18 protein-coding genes are annotated in these 23,461 nt (G+C 64.7%); 5 read left to right on the top strand and 13 right to left on the bottom strand.

Features of this window, described 5'->3' with window-relative positions; genetic code table 11:
• Window positions 1-17: 17 nt before the first annotated feature.
• The 4 genes from PSET11_RS12640 to PSET11_RS12625 all read right to left on the bottom strand — a co-directional run bounded on the left by PSET11_RS12640 (window position 18) and on the right by PSET11_RS12625 (window position 6,085).
• A complete protein-coding gene (locus PSET11_RS12640; protein ID WP_124092676.1) occupies window positions 18-2,915 on the bottom strand; it encodes an FtsK/SpoIIIE family DNA translocase in 2,898 nt (965 codons plus the stop codon).
• Between the two features lie 111 nt (window positions 2,916-3,026).
• Window positions 3,027-4,718 carry a ribonuclease J gene (locus PSET11_RS12635; protein WP_124092675.1) on the bottom strand — a complete coding sequence of 564 codons (1,692 nt, stop codon included), beginning with the start codon at window positions 4,716-4,718 and terminating at the stop codon, window positions 3,027-3,029.
• 40 nt (window positions 4,719-4,758) lie between these two features.
• On the bottom strand, window positions 4,759-5,667 hold the full coding sequence (gene dapA, locus PSET11_RS12630; RefSeq protein WP_124092674.1) for a 4-hydroxy-tetrahydrodipicolinate synthase: 909 nt from the start codon (window positions 5,665-5,667) through the stop codon (window positions 4,759-4,761).
• A gap of 79 nt (window positions 5,668-5,746) precedes the next feature.
• On the bottom strand, window positions 5,747-6,085 hold the full coding sequence (locus PSET11_RS12625) for a hypothetical protein (RefSeq protein WP_238989144.1): 339 nt from the start codon (window positions 6,083-6,085) through the stop codon (window positions 5,747-5,749).
• A 114-nt stretch (window positions 6,086-6,199) separates the two neighbouring features.
• On the opposite strand from PSET11_RS12625, the gene PSET11_RS12620 reads away from it, so the two are divergent.
• On the top strand, window positions 6,200-7,444 hold the full coding sequence (locus PSET11_RS12620) for a heparan-alpha-glucosaminide N-acetyltransferase domain-containing protein (RefSeq protein WP_124092673.1): 1,245 nt from the start codon (window positions 6,200-6,202) through the stop codon (window positions 7,442-7,444).
• Between the two features lie 59 nt (window positions 7,445-7,503).
• Window positions 7,504-9,678 carry a glycogen debranching N-terminal domain-containing protein gene (locus PSET11_RS12615; protein ID WP_124092672.1) on the top strand — a complete coding sequence of 725 codons (2,175 nt, stop codon included), beginning with the start codon at window positions 7,504-7,506 and terminating at the stop codon, window positions 9,676-9,678.
• Here the strand turns inward: PSET11_RS12615 and PSET11_RS12610 are convergent.
• The 7 genes from PSET11_RS12610 to PSET11_RS12580 all read right to left on the bottom strand — a co-directional run bounded on the left by PSET11_RS12610 (window position 9,652) and on the right by PSET11_RS12580 (window position 15,371).
• The gene (locus PSET11_RS12610) at window positions 9,652-10,131 is read right to left on the bottom strand and encodes a hypothetical protein (RefSeq protein WP_124092671.1); all 480 of its coding nucleotides are present in this window, start codon (window positions 10,129-10,131) and stop codon (window positions 9,652-9,654) included. The two genes, PSET11_RS12615 and PSET11_RS12610, sit on opposite strands and share 27 nt — an antisense overlap.
• Window positions 10,132-10,134: 3 nt before the next feature.
• On the bottom strand, window positions 10,135-10,905 hold the full coding sequence (dapB, locus tag PSET11_RS12605; RefSeq protein ID WP_124092670.1) for a 4-hydroxy-tetrahydrodipicolinate reductase: 771 nt from the start codon (window positions 10,903-10,905) through the stop codon (window positions 10,135-10,137).
• Between the two features lie 61 nt (window positions 10,906-10,966).
• Entirely contained in the window at window positions 10,967-11,428 is a 462-nt protein-coding gene (locus tag PSET11_RS12600; protein ID WP_124092669.1) for a molybdenum cofactor biosynthesis protein MoaE, read from the bottom strand.
• Window positions 11,418-11,936 carry a MogA/MoaB family molybdenum cofactor biosynthesis protein gene (locus tag PSET11_RS12595; protein ID WP_124092668.1) on the bottom strand — a complete coding sequence of 173 codons (519 nt, stop codon included), beginning with the start codon at window positions 11,934-11,936 and terminating at the stop codon, window positions 11,418-11,420. The genes PSET11_RS12600 and PSET11_RS12595 overlap by 11 nt, the downstream gene beginning before the upstream one ends.
• On the bottom strand, window positions 11,933-12,427 hold the full coding sequence (moaC, locus tag PSET11_RS12590) for a cyclic pyranopterin monophosphate synthase MoaC (RefSeq protein ID WP_124092667.1): 495 nt from the start codon (window positions 12,425-12,427) through the stop codon (window positions 11,933-11,935). Before moaC ends, PSET11_RS12595 begins: the two co-directional genes overlap by 4 nt.
• Window positions 12,415-13,707: a molybdopterin molybdotransferase MoeA gene (locus PSET11_RS12585; protein ID WP_238989143.1), complete on the bottom strand. Its 1,293-nt coding sequence runs from the start codon at window positions 13,705-13,707 to the stop codon at window positions 12,415-12,417. Before PSET11_RS12585 ends, moaC begins: the two co-directional genes overlap by 13 nt.
• Entirely contained in the window at window positions 13,707-15,371 is a 1,665-nt protein-coding gene (locus PSET11_RS12580; protein ID WP_377946954.1) for a molybdopterin-dependent oxidoreductase, read from the bottom strand. Before PSET11_RS12580 ends, PSET11_RS12585 begins: the two co-directional genes overlap by 1 nt.
• Window positions 15,372-15,485: 114 nt before the next feature.
• Between PSET11_RS12580 and moaA the strand changes: the two genes are divergently transcribed.
• The 3 genes from moaA to PSET11_RS12565 all read left to right on the top strand — a co-directional run bounded on the left by moaA (window position 15,486) and on the right by PSET11_RS12565 (window position 19,289).
• Complete coding sequence (gene moaA, locus PSET11_RS12575; protein WP_124092666.1) at window positions 15,486-16,628, top strand: GTP 3',8-cyclase MoaA; 1,143 nt, start codon at window positions 15,486-15,488, stop codon at window positions 16,626-16,628.
• Window positions 16,629-16,633: 5 nt separating this feature from the next.
• The gene (locus tag PSET11_RS12570) at window positions 16,634-16,900 is read left to right on the top strand and encodes a MoaD/ThiS family protein (protein WP_124092665.1); all 267 of its coding nucleotides are present in this window, start codon (window positions 16,634-16,636) and stop codon (window positions 16,898-16,900) included.
• A 301-nt stretch (window positions 16,901-17,201) separates the two neighbouring features.
• Entirely contained in the window at window positions 17,202-19,289 is a 2,088-nt protein-coding gene (locus PSET11_RS12565; protein WP_160118987.1) for an HNH endonuclease signature motif containing protein, read from the top strand.
• Between the two features lie 264 nt (window positions 19,290-19,553).
• Here the strand turns inward: PSET11_RS12565 and PSET11_RS12560 are convergent, their stop codons facing one another.
• Both PSET11_RS12560 and PSET11_RS12555 read right to left on the bottom strand, forming a co-directional pair.
• A complete protein-coding gene (locus PSET11_RS12560) occupies window positions 19,554-20,897 on the bottom strand; it encodes a M16 family metallopeptidase (RefSeq protein ID WP_124092663.1) in 1,344 nt (447 codons plus the stop codon).
• Window positions 20,898-21,006: 109 nt separating this feature from the next.
• On the bottom strand, window positions 21,007-23,265 hold the full coding sequence (locus tag PSET11_RS12555; RefSeq protein WP_124092729.1) for a polyribonucleotide nucleotidyltransferase: 2,259 nt from the start codon (window positions 23,263-23,265) through the stop codon (window positions 21,007-21,009).
• Between the last annotated feature and the right edge of the window lie 196 nt (window positions 23,266-23,461).

The following is a 23,461-nucleotide window of genomic DNA, read 5'->3' as shown; positions in this document are numbered from 1 at the left end:
AGGCTACCTTCATTGGACTAACGGCCGGTGAGTGACCAGGCATCTTCGGAGCCTTCATCGTCATCGCCATAGCCACCCCCTGGCGAGTCAGAACCGTCGTAATACTCGACGTTTTGCTGGCGCTGGTCCAGGTCCGCGGCGACCAGGTCCTCGGCGTACCCGCCCTGGGCGATGTTCGCGTTGGCGTTCTCGCTCAGGGCTGCCGTCTGCGAATCTGCCACGGCGGGGGCCTCCTGGCCCTTCATGGCAGCCAGGACAGCTGCAAGATCGTCGGGTTTGACCAGGACGTCGCGGGCCTTGGAGCCCTCGGAGGGGCCCACCACTCCCCTGGACTCGAGCAGGTCCATGAGCCGGCCGGCCTTCGCGAAGCCCACGCGGAGCTTGCGTTGGAGCATGGAGGTTGAGCCGAACTGCGTGGTGACCACCAGTTCGGTGGCCTGCAGCAGCACCTCAAGGTCATCGCCGATGTCGTCGTCGATCTGCTTCTTCTGCGCCTCGGGGGCGACGTCGTCCCGGTAGACGGCCTTGAGCTGTCCCTTGACGTGTTCCACCACGCGGTGGATCTCGGATTCGGTGACCCAGGCGCCTTGGACGCGCATGGCTTTCGAGGCGCCCATGGGGAGGAAGAGGGCGTCGCCCTGGCCAATGAGCTTCTCGGCACCCGGCTGGTCCAGGACCACGCGGGAGTCGGTCACGGACGAGGTGGCGAAGGCCATCCGGGAGGGGACGTTGGCCTTGATCAGGCCGGTGACCACATCCACCGAAGGCCGCTGAGTGGCCAAGACCAGGTGGATGCCCGCGGCACGGGCGAGCTGGGTGATGCGGACAATGGAGTCCTCAACATCGCGGGGCGCCACCATCATCAGGTCGGCAAGCTCGTCCACAATCACCAATAGGTACGGGTAGGGCCTAATGACGCGCTTGGAGTCGACTGGCGGCTGGACCTTGCCGGCCCTGACCGCCTTATTGAAATCGTCAATGTGCTTAAAGCCGTAGTTGGCCAGGTCGTCGTACCGGGCATCCATTTCCCGGACCACCCACTGCAGGGCTTCGGCAGCTTTCTTGGGGTTGGTGATGATGGGGGTGATCAGGTGCGGCACGCCTTCGTAGGCGGTGAGCTCCACCCGCTTGGGGTCCACCATGACCATCCGGACTTCATCCGGAGTGGCGCGCATCAGGATCGAGGTGATCATGGAGTTCACGAACGAGGACTTGCCGGCGCCGGTGGCACCCGCCACCAGAAGGTGCGGCATCTTCGCCAGGTTGGCCACCACGTAGCCGCCTTCCACGTCCTTGCCCACACCCATCACCATGGGGTGTTCGGTGCGGCGCGCGTTCTGGCTGCGCAGCACATCTCCCAGGGACACCGTTTCGCGGTCCGAGTTGGGAATCTCGATGCCGATGGCTGACTTGCCGGGAATGGGGCTGAGGATCCGGACGTCGCTGGAGGCAACCGCGTACGAAATGTTCTTGGACAACGCCGTGACACGCTCCACTTTGGTTCCCGGCGAAAGCTCAATTTCGTACCGGGTGACGGTGGGGCCGCGGCTGAACCCGGTGACCTGGGCGTCCACGTTGAACTGGTTCAGCGTTTCGGTCAGCGAGGCGACAATGGCGTCGTTGGCCTCCGTGCGCTCCTTGGGAATCGACCCGGGCGTCAGGATGTCCGAGGCAGGCAGGGTATAGGTGACGTCACCGGCCAGCGAGAGCTGCTCGGTACGCTGCGGAATGGGCGCCGGGATGGGCACTGGCGTGACGGGCCTGGCGGGTACCTGCGGGATCACTGCGGCCGTCGCGGGGCTGCCTGCGGTGACAAGACCAGGGGTGATCAACGGAATTGCCTCGGTGGGGTTCTCCCCCGGCATGGCGGGGGCACTGCCCAGGCCCTGCGCGGCCTTGATTTTCCCAACGGCGATTTCGGCCTGGGTGGGACGGCGGACGCCGGGCGCCGGACCCGATGACTTTTCCTCGTCGTCGTCGATGACCGCGTGCTCGAAGGCTTCGTCGCCCACGTAGCCCTCCAGGCCGGCGTCGGCGTCCGTGTCCTTGCCGAAGAGCCTGCGGCGCTTCTTTTTGGCCGCAGGGGGCGTGCGCTCCAGGTAGCTGCGGTCGTGCTGGTCTGCCGCCTGTTCCTCAGCCATCAGGTCGATGCCCAGGAGGTGTTCGTACGCGCCGCGGAGGCGCCGCGGAATGGCACCGAAGGGGGTGGCAGTGATGATGAGAAGCGAGACGAACGCGAGCAGGGAATAGACGACGACGGGAACGGCTGCGTGAATCGCCGCCAGTGGCGTCGCTGCCAGGAAGCCCAGCATGCCGCCCGCCTGGCGCAGGCCATCAAAGCCCTGGGCTACAGCGGGTTGGCCGCCCATGATGTGGGCGAGTCCGCAGCCGGCGAACGTGAGGACGAGGAAGCCAATGCCTACCCGGTTGTTGCCGCGGCCGTCAGTTGGCTGGCGGAAAAGCCGGAAGGCGCACACGAAGAGCATGAGCGGCAAGAGCAGCGACATCCAACCGAAGGTGCCGTTGACCACGGCGTAGACGGCATCCGGGAACCAGCCGGTGAGGCCCCACCAGGCGAAGGTGGCAATGAAGACACCGAGCGCCAGGTTGAACAGCGCAGCACCGTCACGGCGTTCCTCGGCGGGGAGATCGCTGACGTCGGACCCGATGCGGCGGACGCCGCCACCCACCAGGTGCCCCAACCCCAGCCAAGCGCCGGAAAGAACGCGAAGCAGCCAGGGTTGCTGCGTTTCGACGACGGCGGGAAGCGCCCGGGTCCGCGAGGTTCCGTTCGAGGTGGTCCGGCTGGATTTGGTGCTGCCGGTGCCAGTTCCTCGGCTTGGGGAGCCGCCGGATCTGCTGCCGGAGCTGCCCTTGCCGGTCCCGTTGGGCGCGGAAGTAGTACGTGTGGCCATGCTGCTCACGCTACCGGAACTGGGCCCATATTCCGGGGATTTACGGCCCGGAGAAAGCAGTGGGGCCCGGTTCTGGTGAACCGGGCCCCACTGGCGAGAGTCGAGGTGCTCCTATGCTTCGAGAACCACCGGGATGATCATCGGCTTGCGGCGGAGCTTGCGATTGACCCAGGTGCCCATGATCCTGCGGACCACCTGCTGGAGCTGGTGGGTGGTGTGGTCGGTGCGGTTGAGCACCGCTTCTTCCAGCGCATCGTTGATCTTGGGGATGATTTCGTCGAAGACCGAATCATCTTCTGCCACGCCGCGGGCGTGGATCTCCGGACCGGAAACCACCTTGCCGGTGGTGCGGTTGATCACCGTGATGATGGAGATGAATCCTTCATCGCCCAGGGTCTGGCGGTCCTTGAGGTCAGCTTCGGTGACCTCGCCCACGCTGGAGCCGTCGACGTAGACGAAGCCCACTTCGATCTGGCCTACGACGTCGGCTCGGTGCTCCTTGAGGTCGATCACCGTTCCATTGTCGGAGAGGATCACGCTTGCCTCGGGGACACCGGATTCGATGGCGATCTTGCCGTTGGCAAGCAGGTGCCGGGTTTCGCCGTGCACTGGCATGGCGTTGAGCGGCTCGAGGATGTTGTAGCAGTACAGCAGCTCGCCGGCAGCGGCGTGGCCGGATACGTGCACCTTCGCGTTGCCCTTGTGGATGACTTCTGCGCCGAGCTTGAGGAGGCCGTTGATGATCCGGAACACGGCGTTCTCGTTGCCAGGAATGAGGCTGGAGGCCAAAATGACGGTGTCGCCCTGGCCAACAACCACGCGGTGGTCGCCATTTGCCATCCGGGAGAGGGCGGCCATGGGCTCACCCTGGGAACCGGTGGACATCAGCACCACCCGGTTGTCCGGCAGGTTGTCGATGTTCTTGATGTCCACGATCAGGCCGGCCGGCACGTCGAGGTAGCCAAGCTTTTCGGCGATAGCCATGTTGCGGACCATGGAACGGCCCACAAACGCTACCTTGCGATTGTGTTTGGCGGCCGCGTCTAGCACCTGCTGGACGCGGTGCACGTGCGAGGAGAAGGAGGCCACGATGATGCGCTTGCTGGCCTCGCCGAACAGGCGTTGCAGCGTGGGGCCGATTTCCTTTTCCGCGGTGGTGAAGCCCGGCACGTCGGCGTTGGTGGAGTCCGACATGAACAGGTCCACGCCTTCTTCGCCGAGCTTGGCGAAGTGCCGAAGGTCGGTGATGCGGCCATCGAGCGGGAGCTGGTCCATCTTGAAGTCGCCCGTGTGCAGCACGGTGCCGCCCTCGGTGCGCAGGAAGACGGCCAAGGCATCCGGAATCGAGTGGTTGACGGCGACGAACTCGCATTCGAAGGGACCAAATTTCTCGATCTGTCCCTCTTCAACCGTCAGGGTGTAGGGACGAATCCGGTGTTCCTGCAGCTTGGCCTCGATCAGGGCCAAGGTCAGCTGGGAGCCCACCAACGGAATGTCGTTGCGGAGACGCAGCAGGTACGGCACAGCGCCGATGTGGTCCTCGTGGCCGTGGGTCAGGACCACTGCAACGATGTCTGCGACCCGGTCCTCGATGTAGGAGAAGTCAGGCAGGATCAGGTCCACGCCAGGCTGGGTCTCTTCGGGGAAGAGGACACCGCAATCGACGATCAGGAGTTTGCCGTCGATTTCGAAGACGGTCATGTTCCGACCGATTTCCCCGAGGCCACCCAGCGGGACGATCCGCAGGGTGCCTTTGGCCAGGCGCGGTGGAGTTACGAGGCCGGTAAGGGCGACTTGGGTCATTGTGCACTTCTTTCTAGGCGAAAGGAGCTGGTCAACGCTTTCAGGAGAAAACCAACCCCGCTTCCGCCAAATCCCCGCGGATGGTTTCGATCTCGGCTTCGTCCGGCTCCACGAGGGGCAAACGGACAATCGAGTTGGGCAGGACTCCCTGCCAATTAAGAATCTGCTTTGCTGCAACAGCGCCCTGGACGCGTGTCATGGTGGCCCGGATGATCGGCAGGAGCTCTGCATGGATTTTCCGGGCGGTGTCGAGGTCGTTGGCGTTGACCGCATCGATGAGCGCACGGAAACGACGGGTGGCAACGTGCGTGGTGACGCCCACGAGGCCTACTGCGCCCAGGGACATCCACGGCAGGGTCAGGCCGTCGTCGCCCGAGTAGAACGCAAGGTCCGTCTCGGCCATGACCCGCGAGGCCGCCAGGAAGTCTGCCTTGGCATCCTTGACTGCCACAATATTGGCGTGCTGGGCGAGGCGAATCATCGTGTCGGGCTCAATGGCGATCGAGGACCGGCCGGGAATGTCGTACAACATGACGGGAACGTCGACGGCGGAGGCGATGGTCTCGAAGTGTGCGCGGACGCCTGCCTGGCTGGGCTTGTTGTAGTACGGGGTCACCAGCAGAAGGCCGTCGACGCCGATGGCTGCGGCTTCCTGCGAAAGGTGCACCGAGTGCGCGGTGTCGTTGGTTCCGGTCCCGGCGATGATGGCTGCCCGGTCCCCCACGGCGTCCTTAACGGCGCGGAACATGCCGAGGTTTTCCTCGTCGGTCAGGGTGGACGTTTCACCGGTGGTGCCCGTCACCACCAGCCCGTCACAGCCGTCATCCACCAGCTTGCTCGCGAGCGCCTGGGCCTGGTCGTAGTCCACTGCGCCGTCCTTGGTGAACGGCGTGACCATGGCGGTCAGGAGGGTGCCGAGGGCAGGGACGTGCGAGGAAGAATCAGCCATGGAAAAAACGTTACCCTGTCCCGCGCTGGTTAGGACAATGCCACGGACGTGATGATGGTCAAATACGGCACGGGCGGCTTCATGTTGTTGTGGGGTCGGGCACTTGGCAATAGCGCCCCACGGCGGACTGCCGGAGGTCCTCGGCCCAAGCGGCCAACCGCTGGGCTGCCCGGACGTAGTTGAAAAGTTCCAGCGGAGTCAGGGCATCTACATCCGTTTCGGCCAGCCTGCGGGCAAGTTCGGCACCTTCAGGCTGAGCGGCGAGGCTGATGCCTTCCCTGGCCCACTGGTCATCCTCGGATGAGCGACCGGCCACCAACTGACGGAAGAGGTAGTCGACGGTGCCAGGACTCATGGCCTTCATTAGCCCTGTACTGCCCGTTTGCGGAACGGGCGCCCGCGGCGGTGGAGTGTTCATGCCGCCCAGCATATTCGAACATATATTCGAATTCAAGATCTTGGTGGGATTGTGCCGCTTGCGTCCCCTTCCGATGCCCCGGATCCCCTTAGCCTGGTGTGAGACGATCGGCTCATGAGTCCCAGCCGCCCGACACGAGCGTCCACGAGGCAACCCAACCGCTCCGGAACCCACCGCTTGCATGGCGTCGACGCAGCCCGCGGCCTGGCATTGCTGGGAATGATGGCCACCCACTCGCTGCCACTCTTTGAGAACAATGCGGCGTTGACGCCGACCTGGATTGGGTTGGCGTTCTCGGGCCGCGCGGCAGCGCTGTTCGCGGTGCTTGCGGGTGTGGGCCTGGCGCTTTCCACCGGCAAGCATCAGCCGCTCACGGGAGCATCGCTCTGGGCAGCCCGGCGAGGGATCGCGTTACGGGCCCTGGTGATTGCCGCCGTCGGACTGACCCTGGGCGGGGTGGAGGTGAACCTCGCCATCATCCTGGTCCACTACGCCCTGCTGTTTTTCTGCATCCTGCCGTTCCTGGGCCTCAGCCTCAAGCCACTATGCCTCTGGACCGCCGGTTGGATCATAGGTTCGCCGGTGCTGGCATACCTACTGCGACCCTGGCTGCTCGCCGCCAACTCGCCGCTGCAACTGGGCCACAATCCCTCGTGGGAAGACGTGGGAACCCCGGACCGGCTGATAGCCGATCTCCTCTTCACCGGTTACTACCCGGTTTTCCAGTGGCTTTCCTACCTGCTCGTGGGGCTGGTGATTGGCCGTCTGGTCCTGCACAAGGCAGTGGTGCCTGTCCTGCTCCTGTTCGGCGGTACCGTCATTGCTGTCCTTGCCAAGACGGTGGGCGTCCTGGCCATGGAGGACTGGGGCGGCAGGGCAGCCCTTGAGGCGGTCCTGAATGCGCCCGGCTACCCCCTGAACAGCATCCTGCAGGTCAACCTCACGGGGATCCCACAGAAAGGGTCGTGGTGGTGGCTGGCGTCGGCCGCCCCGCACTCCGCCACGTCACTGGACCTGTTGCATAGCTCCGCGGCGGCCGCTGCAGTGATCGGTGCGTGCCTGCTGCTGGGACGGTTGGCTGACTGGTTGAACCTGGACCTGCTGCTGCCGCTAAGGGGTGCAGGTGCCATGACCCTGACGCTCTACTCAGCGCATGTCTGGTTCATGTCCACCCGGTACCTCAAGCCGATTCCCGCGGGCTGGACCGAAGAAGGGCTCTACCTTGCCCAGGCCGTGGCTGCGATAGCCGTTGGCGTGGTCTTCGCGTTGCTGAAATGGCGGGGACCGCTGGAGTGGGCGGGGCACGCCGCCACAGCACTTGGCAAAGGACGGCAGCCAGCCCCCATCGCGCGCCGCTAAACCGTCGGAACGCAAGCCCACCCAGTTTCCTCTGCCAGCCAACCACCCTGGAGCCGATCATGCCTATCGTTGACGAATCCGGCTCCGCACCAACCCAGGAGTCCCCAGTAGTCCAAGCCCGCCAACCCATGCTGAGCGGCGAGTTTGCGTTGATCTTGGCTCCCCTGCAAGCGTGGTCGAGCCCCGACGGCACCATGGGAACGCACCCGATCCACGGCCTTTACTGCGGCGATACCCGCATCCTGGACAGGTCGTCGGTCAGTGTGGGCGGCTCCATCGGCGAACCCATCAGCAGCTTTCGGAGCGGTGCAGCCACCGGAACGTTCGTTGCGCTCGTCAGGCACCTCGATGACGCTGCCGCCGACCCGCACCTCCGCATGGTCCGGCGGCGCACCCTGACGGACGCCGGAATGCAGGAGGCCATCACCCTCGAATCGGCGCTCGCCGAGGACGTGTCCACCGAACTTGTGGTCGAGTTGGCAGCGGACTTTACCGCCATGCACATTGTCCGAACTGGCCGGAGCCAGGAGATCACCCTCACGGCCCAGCAGTTGGGCGGCACCCTCACGTGGTCCACGGCAGCCGCTCCGCTGGCTACGGAAGTGGCGGCGGCAACGACGACGGCGCAGGTCACCGCAGCCGGCGCTGAGATTGCGCTCGTCGACAATACCGCACGCCTGAGGTGGTCGCTGAACATTCCTGCGCGCGGATCGATCACCGTCGAGTGGTCCATTGAGGTCGCCAACCGCGGATCGGTCGTGGCAGCGGCCGCAGGTACGCCCGAATGGGCTGCCGTGGTGGTGGATAGTGATGATTCCCGCCTACAGCGATGGGTGCACACCGCACTGGCAGACCTGACAGCGCTGCGTATGGTGACCACCACGCACCCCGTAGAGCCATTCCTGGCCGCTGGTGCACCGTGGTATTTCACCCTCTTCGGACGGGACTCATTGTGGTCGGCACGGATGCTCCTCCCTCTGGGCACCGAGCTCGCAGGGTCTACGCTGAGGGTTTTGGCCGGACTCCAGGGCACCCGGCATGACCCGGAATCGGCTGAACAGCCTGGCAAGATCATTCACGAACTCCGCGCCGAGCCGTTGACCATTCCAGGCGAGGGGCTGGCGCTACCGCCGCTCTACTACGGCACTGTAGATGCGACCTTGCTGTGGATCTGCCTGCTCCACGACGCCTGGCAGCACGGCCTTCCGGATGATCAAATACAGACGCTCCTCCCCCACTTGCAGAGAGCACTCGGGTGGCTACGCGAACACGCCGACAGCGACGACGACGGCTTCTTGGAGTACATCGACACCACCGGACACGGGCTCGCGAACCAAGGCTGGAAGGACTCGGCTGACGCTGTCCAGTGGCGTGACGGCACACTGGCCGAAGGACCGATCGCGCTCTGCGAAGTCCAAGCCTATGCCTACGAGGCGGCACGTGGAGCGGCAGCGTTGCTCTCGCACTTCGGCCAGCCGGCGGCGGAATGGCTGAGCTACGCCGCCGCACTGAAGGCGCGGTTCGCGGCCGCCTTCTGGATTGAGGATTCCGACGGCGGATATCCAGCCATCGCGTTGGACGGCCACAAGCGGCCGGTAGACACGCTGGCCAGCAACATGGGCCATCTCCTGGGTACCGGGATCCTCACCCCGGCGCAAAGCGCCCGGGTTGCTCAGTTGCTGGTCTCGCCCAGGCTGAACTCGGGTTTTGGGCTCCGGACGCTGGCCACCGATGCGGCCGGATATTGGTCACTGTCCTACCACTGCGGTTCGGTCTGGACGCACGACACTGCCATCGCCATCACCGGACTGACCAAAGCGGGTTTCCCGGCTGAGGCAGCTGTACTGGCCCACGGGCTGCTCGCCGTCGCCGAAGCTTTTGACTACCGGGTGCCGGAACTTCACTCCGGTGATTCCGCTCTTGATTTTGGTGCACCGGTGCCTTATCCGGCAGCCTGCCGACCGCAAGCCTGGTCTGCTGCGGCTGCCGTCGCCGTCCTCGCAGCCGCAACTGGCGTCGGCCAGTCCGGCACGCCCACCAGCAGCGGAGAACCAGGTACTGGCGCCCAGGGGCCTGACCCAATTTCGTGGGACCCCAATGCCGGCATTGCCGGCACCGTGACCGTCAGAGGCCTTCGCGTCGACGACGGCGGCGGCGGCGTCAGCGACCGCCGCGGCACCGTGACTGTCAGCGGGGTTGGCGAAGGTTCAGTCGGGTACCTTGGTGCGGAATAGCTTACCGGCGTCCCGCATGGCGGCACGGGCACGCTTACGGTCGCCGGCGGCGTCGTACGCGCAACTGAGCCGGAACCAAGAGCGCCAGTCCTCAGGCGCGGCCTCGGCCTCAACCCGGTACTTTTCAAACTCGGCGTCGGCGGCAGCCCGGACAATCCGGCCACCCGGGGTCCGGGGCAAATCGTCCACGGGCAAGCCACCTTCGGCTTCAAGCACCTTGGCCATCTGCTCTGTCCGAGCCCCAAACATGAGTTCCCGGATCATGGCCCACGCGCCGATAATGGGCAGCACCAGGTAGGCAGCGCCAATGGCCTTCGCGGCAAGGTTCTGGTCTGTCAGCAGCAGAATGGAGCGCTGGAACGAGATCACCAGATAGAAGACCAGCAGCAGCGTCACGGCTGCCACCCAGATCTTGGTGCGGTTTTTTCGGAAAACGGCGAAGAATCCAGTCACAGCCTAGAACCCCAGATCCAGGTAGCCGTCCAAGCCCAGGGTCAGCCCCGGCTTTTCAGCAACATTGCGGAGACCCAACAGCACCCCAGGCATGAACGATGCGCGGTCAAAGGAGTCGTGACGAATGGTCAATTGCTCCCCTGCTCCACCGAGCAACACCTCTTGGTGGGCAACCAACCCGCGGAGCCTGACGCTGTGCACCTTCACGCCATCAACGTCACAGCCCCGGGCACCGGCCAGTTCGCTGGTGGTGGCATCGGGACTGGCGGGGACGTCCGCGGTGGCGCGCTCGGCGGCAATGAGTGCCGCGGTCCGGACAGCAGTCCCCGAGGGGGCATCCACCTTGTCCGGGTGGTGCAACTCGATAATCTCTACGGACTCAAAATACTTGCTGGCCTTCGCGGCAAACGCAGAAGCCAAGACTGAACCGACGGCAAAGTTGGGGGCGATCAGCACCCCGGTCCCGGGATGTTCCGCCAGCAAGGCTTCGAGGCTGGCCAACCGGCCGGTGTCCCATCCTGTGGTTCCCACGACGGCGTGGATTCCGTGCTCCACGGCGAATCGGACGTTGGCCTCCGTGCTCTCCGGCACTGTCAGATCCACGATGTACTGGGCACCGGATGCCGTGACCTGATCGAGTGAATCGCCACGACCCAGGGCAGCCACCAGTTCCATATCGGGCGCTGCGGTGATGGCTTTGACGGCTTCTACACCCATGCGGCCGTTGGCGCCAAGGACAGCCACCAGCATGGGATCGGAGTGTTGTGGGGTCATGCATCAACCCTACCGGTGGGCAGGCTGGGGCACGGAACCGGCGGGCATGATGACGGCGAGGTCAGCCGCCCGCACCAACCCATTCCACGGTCCCATCAGCGAAGAACTGTTCTTTCCAGATAGGCACCTGGTCCTTGATCCGGTCCACCAGTTCGGTGCAAAGGGCGAAAGCCTGACCGCGATGGGCTGCAGAGACGGCGCAGACCAAGGCGGGGTCTCCGATCTCCAGCATGCCAATCCGGTGCGCTGCCCAGATCCGGAGCGGCGGCTCGGCCGCATCGGACTCGGGTTGTTCTGCGATCAGGCGGGAAACGACGTCGGCCATCACATGGTGAGCTGTGGGATGGGCACTGTAACTGAGCCGATGAACCTGTTTGCCGCCGTCGTGGTTGCGGACCACTCCGCTGAAGCTGACGACGGCCCCGGCGGTGTCACTCTCCACAGCGGCAATGGCCTGGGCCACGGAAATGGGCTCAGCGCTCAGCACGGCGTGGACCACCTCGAAGCCCGGTTCAGTGGTCATTGCCGCCAGCCAGCTGGTCACAGAGGTGGCTCAGGATGGGGTCCAGGACGCCGAGCCCATCCATGACGCCCTTGGGGGAACCCGGCAGGTTCACAATAAAGGTGGTCCCCGCAGCCCCGGCATGCCCGCGGCTCAGCGCGGCCATGGGAGTTTTCTGCGCACCGGCGTTGCGGATCGCTTCCATGATTCCGGGAATCTCCCGGTCAAGTAGCGGCTGCGTCATCTCCGGGGTCCGATCGGTGGGGCTCAGGCCCGTGCCCCCACTGGTAATCACGACGGCGGGATGCTGGGTCAGCAGCGCCCGGATGGCGGCGCCCACGGCCTCGCCGTCCGGTACCACCATGGCCGGAAAGACGTCGAAGCCGTGTTCGGTCAACCAGTCAGTGATCACGGGACCGGTCTCGTCGCTGTAGATACCGGCCGCCGCACGGGTGGACGCTATGACCACACCGGCCTTGCGTCCCTGGACCTCGCCGTGGGTGTGTGGTTCTGCTGCTGGGTGGGTCATAGGGTCCAATCTCCGCTTTTGCCGCCGCTTTTCGCGAGGACCTTGATGTCAGTGAGGATCGCGTGCTTGTCCACAGCCTTGATCATGTCGTACACGCTGAGGGCCGCAACACTGGCTGCCGTCAGCGCCTCCATTTCCACGCCGGTGACACCGCGGGTCTTGACCGTTGCCTCAACCGTGACGCTTTCCGCTGCGAGGGTGAAGTCGACGGTGACCTTCGAAATGGGCAGCGGATGGCAGAGCGGAATCAGTTCGGGAGTCTTCTTTGCGGCCATGATTCCCGCCACCCGGGCCACGGCCAAGGCGTCGCCCTTGGGCAGGCCGCCTGAGCCCAGAAGGGCCATCACGTCGGTGGTGGTGCACACGGTCGCCGTTGCAGTTGCCTCACGAGTTGTCTCTGCCTTGGCAGACACGTCCACCATTTGGGCGCTCCCGTCCTGGCGCAGGTGGGTCAGTACGGCGGGGGTCTCTTGGGCGTTCACAGCATCCATACTTCCACCTCATCGCCCGCGGCCAGTGCAGCTACCCCCACCGGAACGTGCACCAGGACGTTGGCGCCGGCCAGCGCGTGCATGAGGTGCGAGCTTTCACCGCCAGCCAGCTCGACTGTGCCGCCCGGCTTCAGTGATCCGCGCCGGACCTGGTGCTTTCCGGCCGGCGAGGTCAGATCGTGACCGAGGGTGGCGCGGAGGGGCAGCCGAGACTGCGGGGCGCCCAGCAGTGCCGTGAGGGCTGGCCGGAGGAACATTTCAAAAGACACCAGCGCGCTGACCGGGTTGCCGGGGAAGCCGAGGAAGGGCAGTCCGTCGATGGACCCAATCCCCTGCGGACCCCCCGGTTGCATGCCCACGTGCAGGAACTCCACGGGCTGGCTGGCCATTGCCTGCCGGACCACCTCGTAGGCGCCCTTGCTGACGCCGCCGGTGGTGACCAGAAGGTCGACGCCGGCACGGCCGGCCCGGATCAGGTCCAGGAACTCGTCGGGATGGTCAGTGGCGATGGCCGATCGCTGCACGTGCAACCCCGCCTGGGTCATGGCTGCTTCCAACAACGTGGCGTTGGCATCGAAAATTTTTCCCGCGGGCAGATCTTGGCCGGGTTCCACCACCTCATCGCCGGTGGTCACCAGGAGGACCGACACGGCGCGGTATACCTCGACGTCAGTGATGCCCAGCCCGGCGAGCAAGCCCAACTGAGCTGGGCCGAGGAACGCTCCGGCGGCAAGCGCCACATCACCAGCGGACAGGTCGCTCCCCTCGGCCCTCACAAAGGTCCCAGCTGCCGCAGCCGGCAACCACACGGTGGTGCTCACTCCCGGCTGCTGGAAGGAGTCCGGTACGGCCCGCTCGATGGGAACAACGGCGTCGGCACCTTCAGGGAGTACGGCACCGGTCATGATGGGTGCCGCGGTCCCGGGTGCCAGCGCCGGCGGTGTCTGACCTGCTGGAACGGGAGCAGCGACGCTCAACTCGGCGCCGCCGTCGGGCACGTCCATGGACCTGATGGCATAGCCGTCCATCTGCGAATTGGCGAACGGCGGCAGACTGATCGGCGCTCGCAAGGCGTGCACCAGACCCCGCCCCAGCGCCTGGGCCAGCGGCAACACCTCCGTGCGGTCAACGGATCGCAGCGGAGCAAGGAGACTCTGAACAGCGGCGGCGTGTTGGGCGACCGAACGGGCGGCATGGGGGTGCCCGGCCTGTCGGTTCGCGTGCTCGTGGCTGGATTGCGGCAGGGACGTGGTCATGGCGGCGCCTTCGATTGGGGTCATCAGGATTTTACGTCGACACGGATGGTGTGGAATCCGGTGGCGCCGTCTGGAGCTGGCGGCCGCGATGCTTCGTCTTGAACCAGGCCGGCCAGATCGGTGGCCCTGACCTGCACCTCATATTGGCCAGGGCTGAGGTCCAGGCCCAGCTGCCATTGGTACCAAGTATCCACGGAGATCCCCGCAGCCAGTTTCGCTGCCTGCCAAGGACCGCGGTTGACGCGCACCTCCACGGCGCCAACGCCGGTGTGCTGGGCCCACGCGACGCCGCCCACCACCACTGTTCCCGCAGGCACCTGGCGCCCGCTGCGGGGCACGTCAATCCGGGACGAGAGCTTGATGGGTCCGCGTTCCGTCCAACCGCGTGGCGTCCAGTAGCCCTGATCGTCAGCGAACCTGGTGACCTTGAGCTCGGTCAGCCACTTGGTTGCCGACACATAGCCGTAAAGGCCGGGCACCACCATGCGGACCGGGAAGCCGTGATCCACCGGCAGCGGCTCACCGTTCATCCCCACCACCAGCATGGCGTCCCGACTGTCCGTCAGCGCCTCGAGCGGCGTACCAGCCGTCCACCCATCCGCGCTGCGCGAGAGCACCATGTCCGCGCCAGCCAGTGGTCCGGCGAGGGCCATGAGCTCCCGGACGGGCCACCCCTGCCAGCGGGCATTTCCGATCAGGTCCCCGCCGACGTTGTTGGACACGCAGGCGATGGTGATGTGGCGCTCGATCATGGGCTTCGCCAACAGGTCCGCGAAGTTCAATTCCACCTCGCGATCCACCAGCCCGGTGACTTTAAGCGTCCAGGTCTCGGGATTAACGGTGGGCACGCTCAGTGCGGTGTCGATCCGGTAGAAGTCCGTAGCGGGTGTGACCAGTGCGGTGACACCCGCCACGCCCAGATCGGCGGCGGCGGGGATAGCTGGCGCCGCAGAGATGGGTCGGGGCAGGATGACTGCTGCCCTCGCGGCCCGAACGGATTCTGCCGCCCCGCGCCAGACACCGGCCAGGGCGCCGCCAACGGCCGTAGCCACAGCACCGCCGGCTAAGGTCTGCAAAAACCGTCGTCGTGCCGTTTCCGGATTCCCGGTCCGTTGGATGTCCTGCAACGTGGCCGGTGCTGACGTGGCGGGGCCGCCAGCCCAGGCCTGAAGTCGTTTGATCAGGAACCGCAGTAGCAGCCCAGCTAGCACTGCCACCAGCACGGGCAGCGCAGCCGCGACAGCCGTTTGCTGTGCGCGTGTCAGAACCGCGGCTACGCCCGCCAGGCCAAAAACTCCCACTACAGCGAAACCAGCGAATCGGCGTCGGTCTTCCACTACGCCTGCCAGGGCAGCCAGGAGGGCAATAACCAGGGCCATGCCCGTCAGGAGAGCGGCCTTATCGCCGGTGCCGAACAGGGAAATGGCCCAGTCCTTGACTCCCGGCGGGACAGCGTCGATGACGGTGCCGCCCACTGCGGTCAACGGCGACAGGGACGGGCTGACGAAACCGGCAAGCAGTTCGCCAATAACAACAGCGCCACCCACTGCGACCACGCCGGCAGCAGCGGCAAGCCAGCTGCGACGACCCTGCGTCAGAGGCCGGGCTTCGCCGTGCGGTTCGGAGCGGTGCGGCACGCCGAGGTGCGGGCCGTCGTCGTGCGTCATCTGCTGCCTGGAAGTGTCCACACCACCAGCATATGGCGGGGCCCCGACAAGGAATCAACGTCTGGCGAATTGAAAGCGAACGGTAAGATTTGAGCCCGGGTAGGGCAACCGCTCAAGGTGGCGTAGCCTGACAAGATGACTGTAAAGCTTGGGATCCCGCGGCCCAGGGATAATGCGGATGAGCCGGCCAGCGGCGTGCCCGCAACCCGGCCCTCGGACGCGCCCGCTGGCTTGGCAGACCGATACGGTCGCGTCGCAACTGACATGCGCCTCTCGCTGACAGACAAATGCAACCTTCGCTGCACCTACTGCATGCCCGCCGAAGGCTTGGAATGGTTGGCGAAACAGGCAGTGATGTCCGCCGCAGAGATCGTGCGGATCGTCCGGATCGGGGTGGAAAACCTGGGGGTCCGTGAACTCCGGCTTACCGGCGGCGAGCCGCTGGTGCGCGGCGACCTCGTTGAGATCATCGCTGAGATCCGCCGAAACCACCCCGATCTGCCCATCTCCATGACCACCAACGGCGTGGGGCTGGCCAAACGGGCGGCCGCGCTCAAGGCTGCCGGGCTGACCCGGATCAATGTCTCCCTGGACTCACTTCACCAGGAAACCTTCACGCAATTGACGCGCCGTCCATTCCTGGACCAGGTTTTGGCGGGGGTCGATGCGGCTTGGGCGGCCGGCTTGGGGCCCGTCAAGATCAACGCCGTCCTCATGCGCGGAATCAACGACGGCGAGGCTGCCTCGTTGCTTGACTGGGCCGTGGGCCGCGGTTACGAACTCCGATTCATTGAACAGATGCCCCTTGACGCCGACCACGGCTGGACCCGGCGAGACATGATCACCGCAGCCGAGATCCGCGAACGGTTGAGCGAATCGTTCATCCTCACCCCGGATCAGCGGGAACGCGACGGGGCGCCTGCCGAGCGTTTTGACGTCCGACGGCGCGTGGCTGGCTCTGCGGATGGTGTCGCTGCCGATACTGACGGGCCGGTCCTGGGGACAGTGGGAATCATCGCTTCCGTGACGGAGCCGTTCTGCTCGGAATGCAGGCGGACACGCATCACCGCCGAGGGCAAAATCATGAGTTGCCTCTTTTCACGCGAAGAAGTCGATCTGCTCGGGATGCTCCGATCCGGGGCCGACGACGCCGCACTGGCCTGCCGCTGGCAGGACGCCATGTGGGTCAAGCCCAAAGCCCACGGCATGGACCATGTGGGGCTTGATGCCCCAGATTTCGTCCAGCCTGACCGCAGCATGAGCGCCATCGGGGGCTGACCGCTGTGAAAGTACGTTACTTCGCTGCCGCGCGCGCTGCTGCTGGCCTGGATGAAGAGTTTTTTGACCTGCCCGCTGGCGCCACTGTTGCCTCACTGGTGTCCGCGATCGAAGCCGTTCCGCGCGACGAACCGCCTGTCGGAACGCCGCCGCTCGCCCGGATCCTTTCGCGTTCCAGTTTCTTGCTGAACGAGGTGGCTGTCCGAGACCGAACTCTCCTGCTTAGCGCAGACGACACTGTTGACGTGCTGCCGCCCTTCGCCGGCGGGTAGCTGCCTCTAGTTCCTGGCTGGCGGCGGCCCTTCCGGAATTGTCGTACCCCCTTTCTATGCTGAAAACATGAAGGGCGAAGACGCTTTCGGGCCTGGTTTCGGGTCTGCGACTGGGGTTGGTGAGGCCGGGATGCTACCTGGTCTGGAAGCCTTAGCGAGCTCTACCTCGGCACCAGGACCTACCGCTGGGGCTGGTGTTAACGCTGGCGTCGCTGCGGATCTTGGCGCTGGGATCGCGGATGACGCCGGAGCGTCTGGCGCTGGCGTTACTGTAAGGCCGGGAGCGTCGGTGCACGGAGCCTTGACGGCTCTGACCGAAGCTCTCGCGGAACTCGCCACCCTGACCGTCGAGCCGAATGCCATCGAACCCAATGCCAGCGAACCGCGCACCGTCGATCCCGAGGTCGTGCAACCTGACGCCTCTGAATCTGGCTCGGCAGGTCCTGATACCGATGGGATCCACTCATCGACAGGGCCTGGCAACCAAGAAGGATCCTGTCAGCCCTCGGGGCGTGAAGTCGATCCGTGGGCGGCAGTGGATGTGTTGGAACTAGCCAGAGAGAACCGGCTGGAACGGCTGGGGTGCATCCGCCGGCTCGAAGCTCATCTCGCGGCGATCAAGACGTTGACGCTGGCCGAGTGCATCAGCATTGATGATGCACTGACCCCACCTAATACGACACCCACCCATGAGAAGGCGAGGGCGATGTCTTTGGTCGCGGAAGTCAGTGGGGTCTTGACTCTCGGCGCAGGGGCGTCCAACACCTTGCTGAACACCGCCCATCAACTCGTCACAACGCAACCCCTGACCCTCGCGGCCCTGGCCAACGGGGACATCTCGTACCAGCACGCTCGGGCGCTATGCGATGAAACCACCGACCTCGCCCCCACTCATGCCGCTGCCCTCGAAGAACACCTCTTCAACCCCGCCAGCACACCCGCTGGGGACCTGATTCCCGGCAGACTCAAAGCCAAGGCCAGGACTTGGCGTGAACGTCACCACCCCGACTCCATCCAGGAACGCCACACCCGCAGCGCCACCAACCGCAGAGTCGAGCACACCCCAGACCACGACGGCATGGCATGGATCAACGCGTACCTGCCCGCGCACACCGCCGAAGCGATCTACAACCGCGTCACCGCGATCTCCCGCGCCCTTCAACACCCCAGCGAAACCCGCACCCTGACCCAACTCCGTGCCGACGTCCTCGCCACGGCAGCCCTCACCGCCGGACTCAGCACCCACCTCTCGCCCCATGCCACCACCAGCCCTGACGACTGCGTCGCCGAAGACTGGGCCACGGCCCCCGACGAAGGCAACAGCACCTCAGTCACCACCGACACTGCCATGGTCGGCGCGGTCAACCAGATCGGCAGCACCGCTGGCGGAACCGGTTCTGGGCTGGCCGGTTCTGGGCTGGCCGGTTCTGGGTTGGTTGATGACCCAGGCTACGGGGTGCCGGGCGACGCGTTCCGGGAAGCACTCGGGCTCGGGAAAGTCCCCACTCCTGCTGCGCAAGTCTTGATCACCGTGCCAATTCTGGCGCTTCTCGGCATCACAGAGGAACCCGCTGTCCTGGACGGGCACGGACCCATCCCACCATCGCTGGCCCGTGAACTCTTCGCTCACGGGGCGGGCTCTTTCTATCGTGTACTCGTCGACCCCCGGAACGGTGCTCCCCTCGATATCGGCCGGACCCGGTACCGCCTGACAACCGCGATGCGGCGCTGGCTCACCCTCCGCGATGCCCACTGCACCTTTCCCGGCTGCAGCAACCACAGCGCCGACAACGACATCGATCACCTCACTGCCTGGCACGAAAACGGAACCACCAGCATCACCAACACCGCGCAACTCTGCCCCAAACACCACCGCCTCAAACACAACTCCACTTGGACTCCCACCCCGGCAACTACCGCCACCCCACCAGGCTGGACCTCGCCCAGCGGCCGTTACTACCCCGCAGAACAATCACTCAACGAACCAACGCACCTTCCACCGCACTGGACCCAGCAAAAACAGGCAGACTCAGCAATGCTGCCCGACCAACACGATTCACCAAGCCAGCCGAGTCAGCCGATCCTTGCTGCACCGTTCAGGCAAAACACTCATGAGGATGGCAGAGAACTCTCAGGTAGACCTGGCTCCAGCGAACAGCTGGCAAGGGAGAACTGGACCGAGCCTGGGCTCGTCTACGCGATGCTGGGAACCCCAGCAATCCACCACCCTGGCATGCTTGCCACCCCCGAGCCAGACGATTTCTGGCAGCAGGACGGACTGAACCAGAACCCGGCGGGTCACCCATACCCAGAAGACCCCACCCCCTACGGGCACCCACCACAGCCAACGGCCACACCCCCGCGCTTCCTCGTACCCCAACCCGCGTAAGTGACAGGGCAAGCCCAAGACATACTGAGTCCGACCTACGCTCAAGGCTGAAGCAGACAGCGTTGAAGTGCACAACTAACCAGCAAAAAAGGCTGGGCGGTGCCACGTGGCACTGCCCAGCCCTTCAAAGCTGGTTACGTACTTCAGGCGACATCGGTTCCCCGCTCCGCATCCCCAGCCACCCGACCCGTCGATCGGCGGCGGCACTTCCAGAGGAGCCACCACCGATCGCGGCATATATGGGTAGCCGCAGCCGGTGACAAGCTAGAGTCCGAAAGTCTCTGACTCTTCGAACGGGCCAACCACTGTCACTGTCCGCGGCGCGGCGGCAAGCTCGGACGCGAGTTCCTGCACCTGCTCGGCCGTGACGTTCTTGATCAGCCGCAACGTTTCGTCGATGTCTTGGTATTCGCCGGAGACAAGCTCAGCCCGCCCCAGTCGAGACATCCTCGAACCGGTGTCTTCCAGGGCCAGCACGATCCCACCGCAGAGTTGGCCCACAGCCTTGCGAAGTTCGTCCTCGGAGATGCCGTGCTCGGCAAGTTTGTCGAGCTCGACGCCCAACAGTTCAATGACCTGCGGGACTTTCGACGGCGTGCACCCTGCGTACATACCGAAGTAGCCGGCGTCGGCGTAGGAGGACGCGAAGGAGTAGGTGGAGTACACCAGTCCGCGCTTTTCCCGAATTTCCTGGAACAGTCGGGATGACATCCCACCGCCCAGCACGGCGTTGAGGACACTCATGACGTAGCGCCGACGGTCAGTCGCCACAATGGTGGGGCACCCCATGATGATGTTTGCCTGCTCCACAGCGCGCTTGACCACCTGCAGGCCAGCGGTTCCGGTGACGAGTGCCCGCTCCGTCGAACGGCGGTGAACAGGGGCGGCCGCAACGTCCAAGTTCCAGCCAGCGGACTCGAGGGCGTCCACCACGAGGTTGCAGACCTCCTGGTGGTCGAGCCCACCCGCGGCAGTAATCACCAGCTCGTCCGGCCGGTAGTAGCGCTGGTAGTGCTCCCAGACTGAGTCCCGGGCGACTGCACGAATGACATCGGGGGTGCCACCGATGGGCCGACCCAGCGGATGGCTGCCCAGAACGGCTGCCACGAAGTGCTCATGCGCCACGTCCGTTGGATCATCGCTGTCCATGGCGATTTCTTCCAGAATGACGTCGCGCTCCTGCTCCATCTCGGCCGGGTCAAGCACAGCCCCGGTAATCATGTCGGCGATGACATCAATAGCCATCGGCAGGTCAGTATCGAGGACCCGCGCGAAGTAGCACGTACTTTCCTTGGCGGTTGCGGCATTGGACTCGCCGCCCACTTCATCGAATGCTGAGGCGATCTCCAGGGCAGTGCGACGCTTGGTGCCCTTGAAGAGGAGGTGTTCCAGGAAGTGGGTGGAGCCGTGCTGTCCGTCAGCCTCGTCACGGGAGCCCACGCCGACCCAGAAGCCAATGGTGGCGGAACGTTGACCAGGCATTGCCTCCGTCAGGACCCGAACTCCGCCGGGGAGGACGGAGCGCCTGACGACCGAACCGCCTTCGGCGCCGTGGACTAGGGTGTCGCCGAGGTGATTCTGCTTGAGGGGCAGAGGTACAACAGTCATTGGGGCCTTTCGGAAGGGCAGCCGGACGAGCTGCCATGGTAACAGCGGCGGGGCCGGTGGAAAGTCCACCGGCCCCGCCGTTCATGCTGATGTTCCGGGTGTGGAACGCTTAGATTTCGACGCCTTCGGCAGGCTCCGTGGCGTGGGCGCGGACTGTTTCGTCTGCGCCTTCTTCCTCGGCTACTACCGGCGAAAGCGAGAGCTTTCCGCGGTCGTCAATCTTGGTGATCTCCACCTGGACCTTCTGGCCCACGGAGACAACGTCATCAACGTTGTCCACGCGCTTGCCATTGGCCAGCTTGCGGAGCTCGGAGATGTGCAGGAGGCCGTCCTTGCCCGGGGTCAGCGACACGAAGGCACCGAAGGTGGTGGTCTTGACGACCGTACCCAGGTAACGCTCGCCGATTTCCGGAACCTGCGGGTTCGCTATGGCGTTGATCGCGGAGCGTGCTGCGTCAGCAGACGGACCGTTGGTGGCGCCAATGTAGACCGTACCGTCATCTTCGATGGAGATGTCGGCGCCGGTGTCTTCCTGGATCTGGTTGATCATCTTGCCCTTGGGGCCAATGACCTCGCCGATCTTGTCCACGGGGATCTTCACGGCGATGACGCGCGGCGCGAACTCGGAGAGCTCGTCCGGGGTGTCAATGGCCGAGTTGATGACCTCGAGGATGTGCAGGCGGGCTTCGCGAGCCTGCTTCAGTGCCGCTGCCAGCACGGAGGCGGGGATGCCGTCCAGCTTGGTGTCGAGCTGGATGGCCGTGACGAACTCGGACGTACCGGCAACCTTGAAGTCCATGTCGCCGAAAGCATCTTCGGCGCCGAGGATGTCGGTCAGCGCGGCGTAACGGGTCTGGCCGTCAACCTGATCGGAAACCAGGCCCATGGCGATACCGGCGACGGCGGCCTTCAGGGGCACACCGGCATTCAGCATCGACAAGGTGGAAGCACAAACGGAACCCATCGACGTCGAACCGTTGGAGCTGAGTGCCTCAGATACCTGACGGATGGCGTACGGGAATTCCTCGCGGGACGGCAGGACGGGCACCAGGGCGCGCTCTGCCAGGGCACCGTGGCCGATTTCGCGGCGCTTGGGCGAACCCACACGGCCGGTCTCACCGGTGGAGTACGGCGGGAAGTTGTAGTTGTGCATGTAGCGCTTACGCGTAACGGGTGACAGCGAATCGATCTGCTGTTCCATCTTCAGCATGTTCAGCGTGGTGACACCCATGATCTGAGTTTCACCGCGCTCGAAGATTGCCGAACCGTGCACGCGGGGCAGGACCTCAACTTCGGCGGTGAGCTGGCGGATGTCCGTCAGGCCACGGCCGTCAATGCGGATCTGGTCCTTGAGGATGCGCTGGCGCACAACCTGCTTGGTGACCGAACGGAACGCTGCGGATACTTCCTTTTCGCGGCCTTCGAACTGGCCGGCGAGACCGGAAACAACCTCGTCCTTCAAGGAATCGGTTGCCGTGTCGCGTTCCTGCTTGTCGGCGATCTGGAAGACAGCGGCAAGCTTCTCGGCTGCAGCAGCTTCAACCGCCGAGTACACGTCGTCCTGGTAGTCCAGGAAGACCGGGAACTCAACGGTGGGCTTGGCAGCGCGGCCGGCAAGGTCAGCCTGCGCGTCGCAGAGTGCCTTGATGAACGGCTTGGCAGCTTCGAGGCCCTCGGAGACAACCTCTTCGGTGGGGGCGGTGGCGCCCTGTTCCTTGATGAGGTTCCAGGAGTTGTCGGTTGCTTCGGCTTCGACCATCATGATGGCGACGTCGTCACCGGCGATGCGGCCAGCAACAACCATGTTGAACACGGAGTTTTCCAGCTGGGAGTGCTTGGGGAAAGCAACCCACTGTGAGCCGTGCTCGTCAGCTACCAGGGCCACGCGGACGCCGCCGATGGGGCCGGAGAACGGCAGGCCGGACAGCTGGGTGGACATGGAGGAAGCGTTGATGGCTACCACGTCGTAGAGCTCGTCAGGGTTGATGGCCAGAACGGTCACCACGATCTGGACCTCGTTGCGCAGGCCCTTGACGAAGGCAGGGCGCAGCGGGCGGTCCATCAAGCGGCAGGCGAGGATGGCTTCGGTGGAGGGGCGGCCTTCGCGGCGGAAGAACGAACCCGGGATGCGGCCAGCGGCGTACATGCGCTCTTCGACATCAACGGTCAGCGGGAAGAAGTCAAAACCTTCACGCGGGTGCTTGCCGGCGGTGGTGGCGGACAGCAGTGCGGTGTCATCGTCGATGTACACCATGGCTGCGCCAGCGGCCTGCTTTGCAAGGCGGCCGGTTTCAAAGCGGATTACACGCTTACCAAAGCGGCCATTATCAATGACGGCTTCTGAGAACTGGATTTCGGGACCCTCCAAGAGAGTCACCTCCGTTTCTGTTGGACGGAGTCCAGCCACATCAACCCAGCCAGCATCTGTCTACTGGCCCTACACCCGGTCATCGATCGAGACCCACGGGCCGTGGCATCGATCAGTCGATGCCGTTCCCGGGGATCACTACCGAGGACCGCGAATGCGTGATGCGGTTGATCCTCCTGTTTAGTTTTGGTTGGCG

It is taken from the genome of Arthrobacter ulcerisalmonis (assembly GCF_900609065.1).
Taxonomy (GTDB): domain Bacteria; phylum Actinomycetota; class Actinomycetes; order Actinomycetales; family Micrococcaceae; genus Arthrobacter; species Arthrobacter ulcerisalmonis.
The sequence above is the reverse complement of the archived record's forward strand: the minus strand, read 5'-3'. Positions and strand labels throughout refer to the sequence as shown.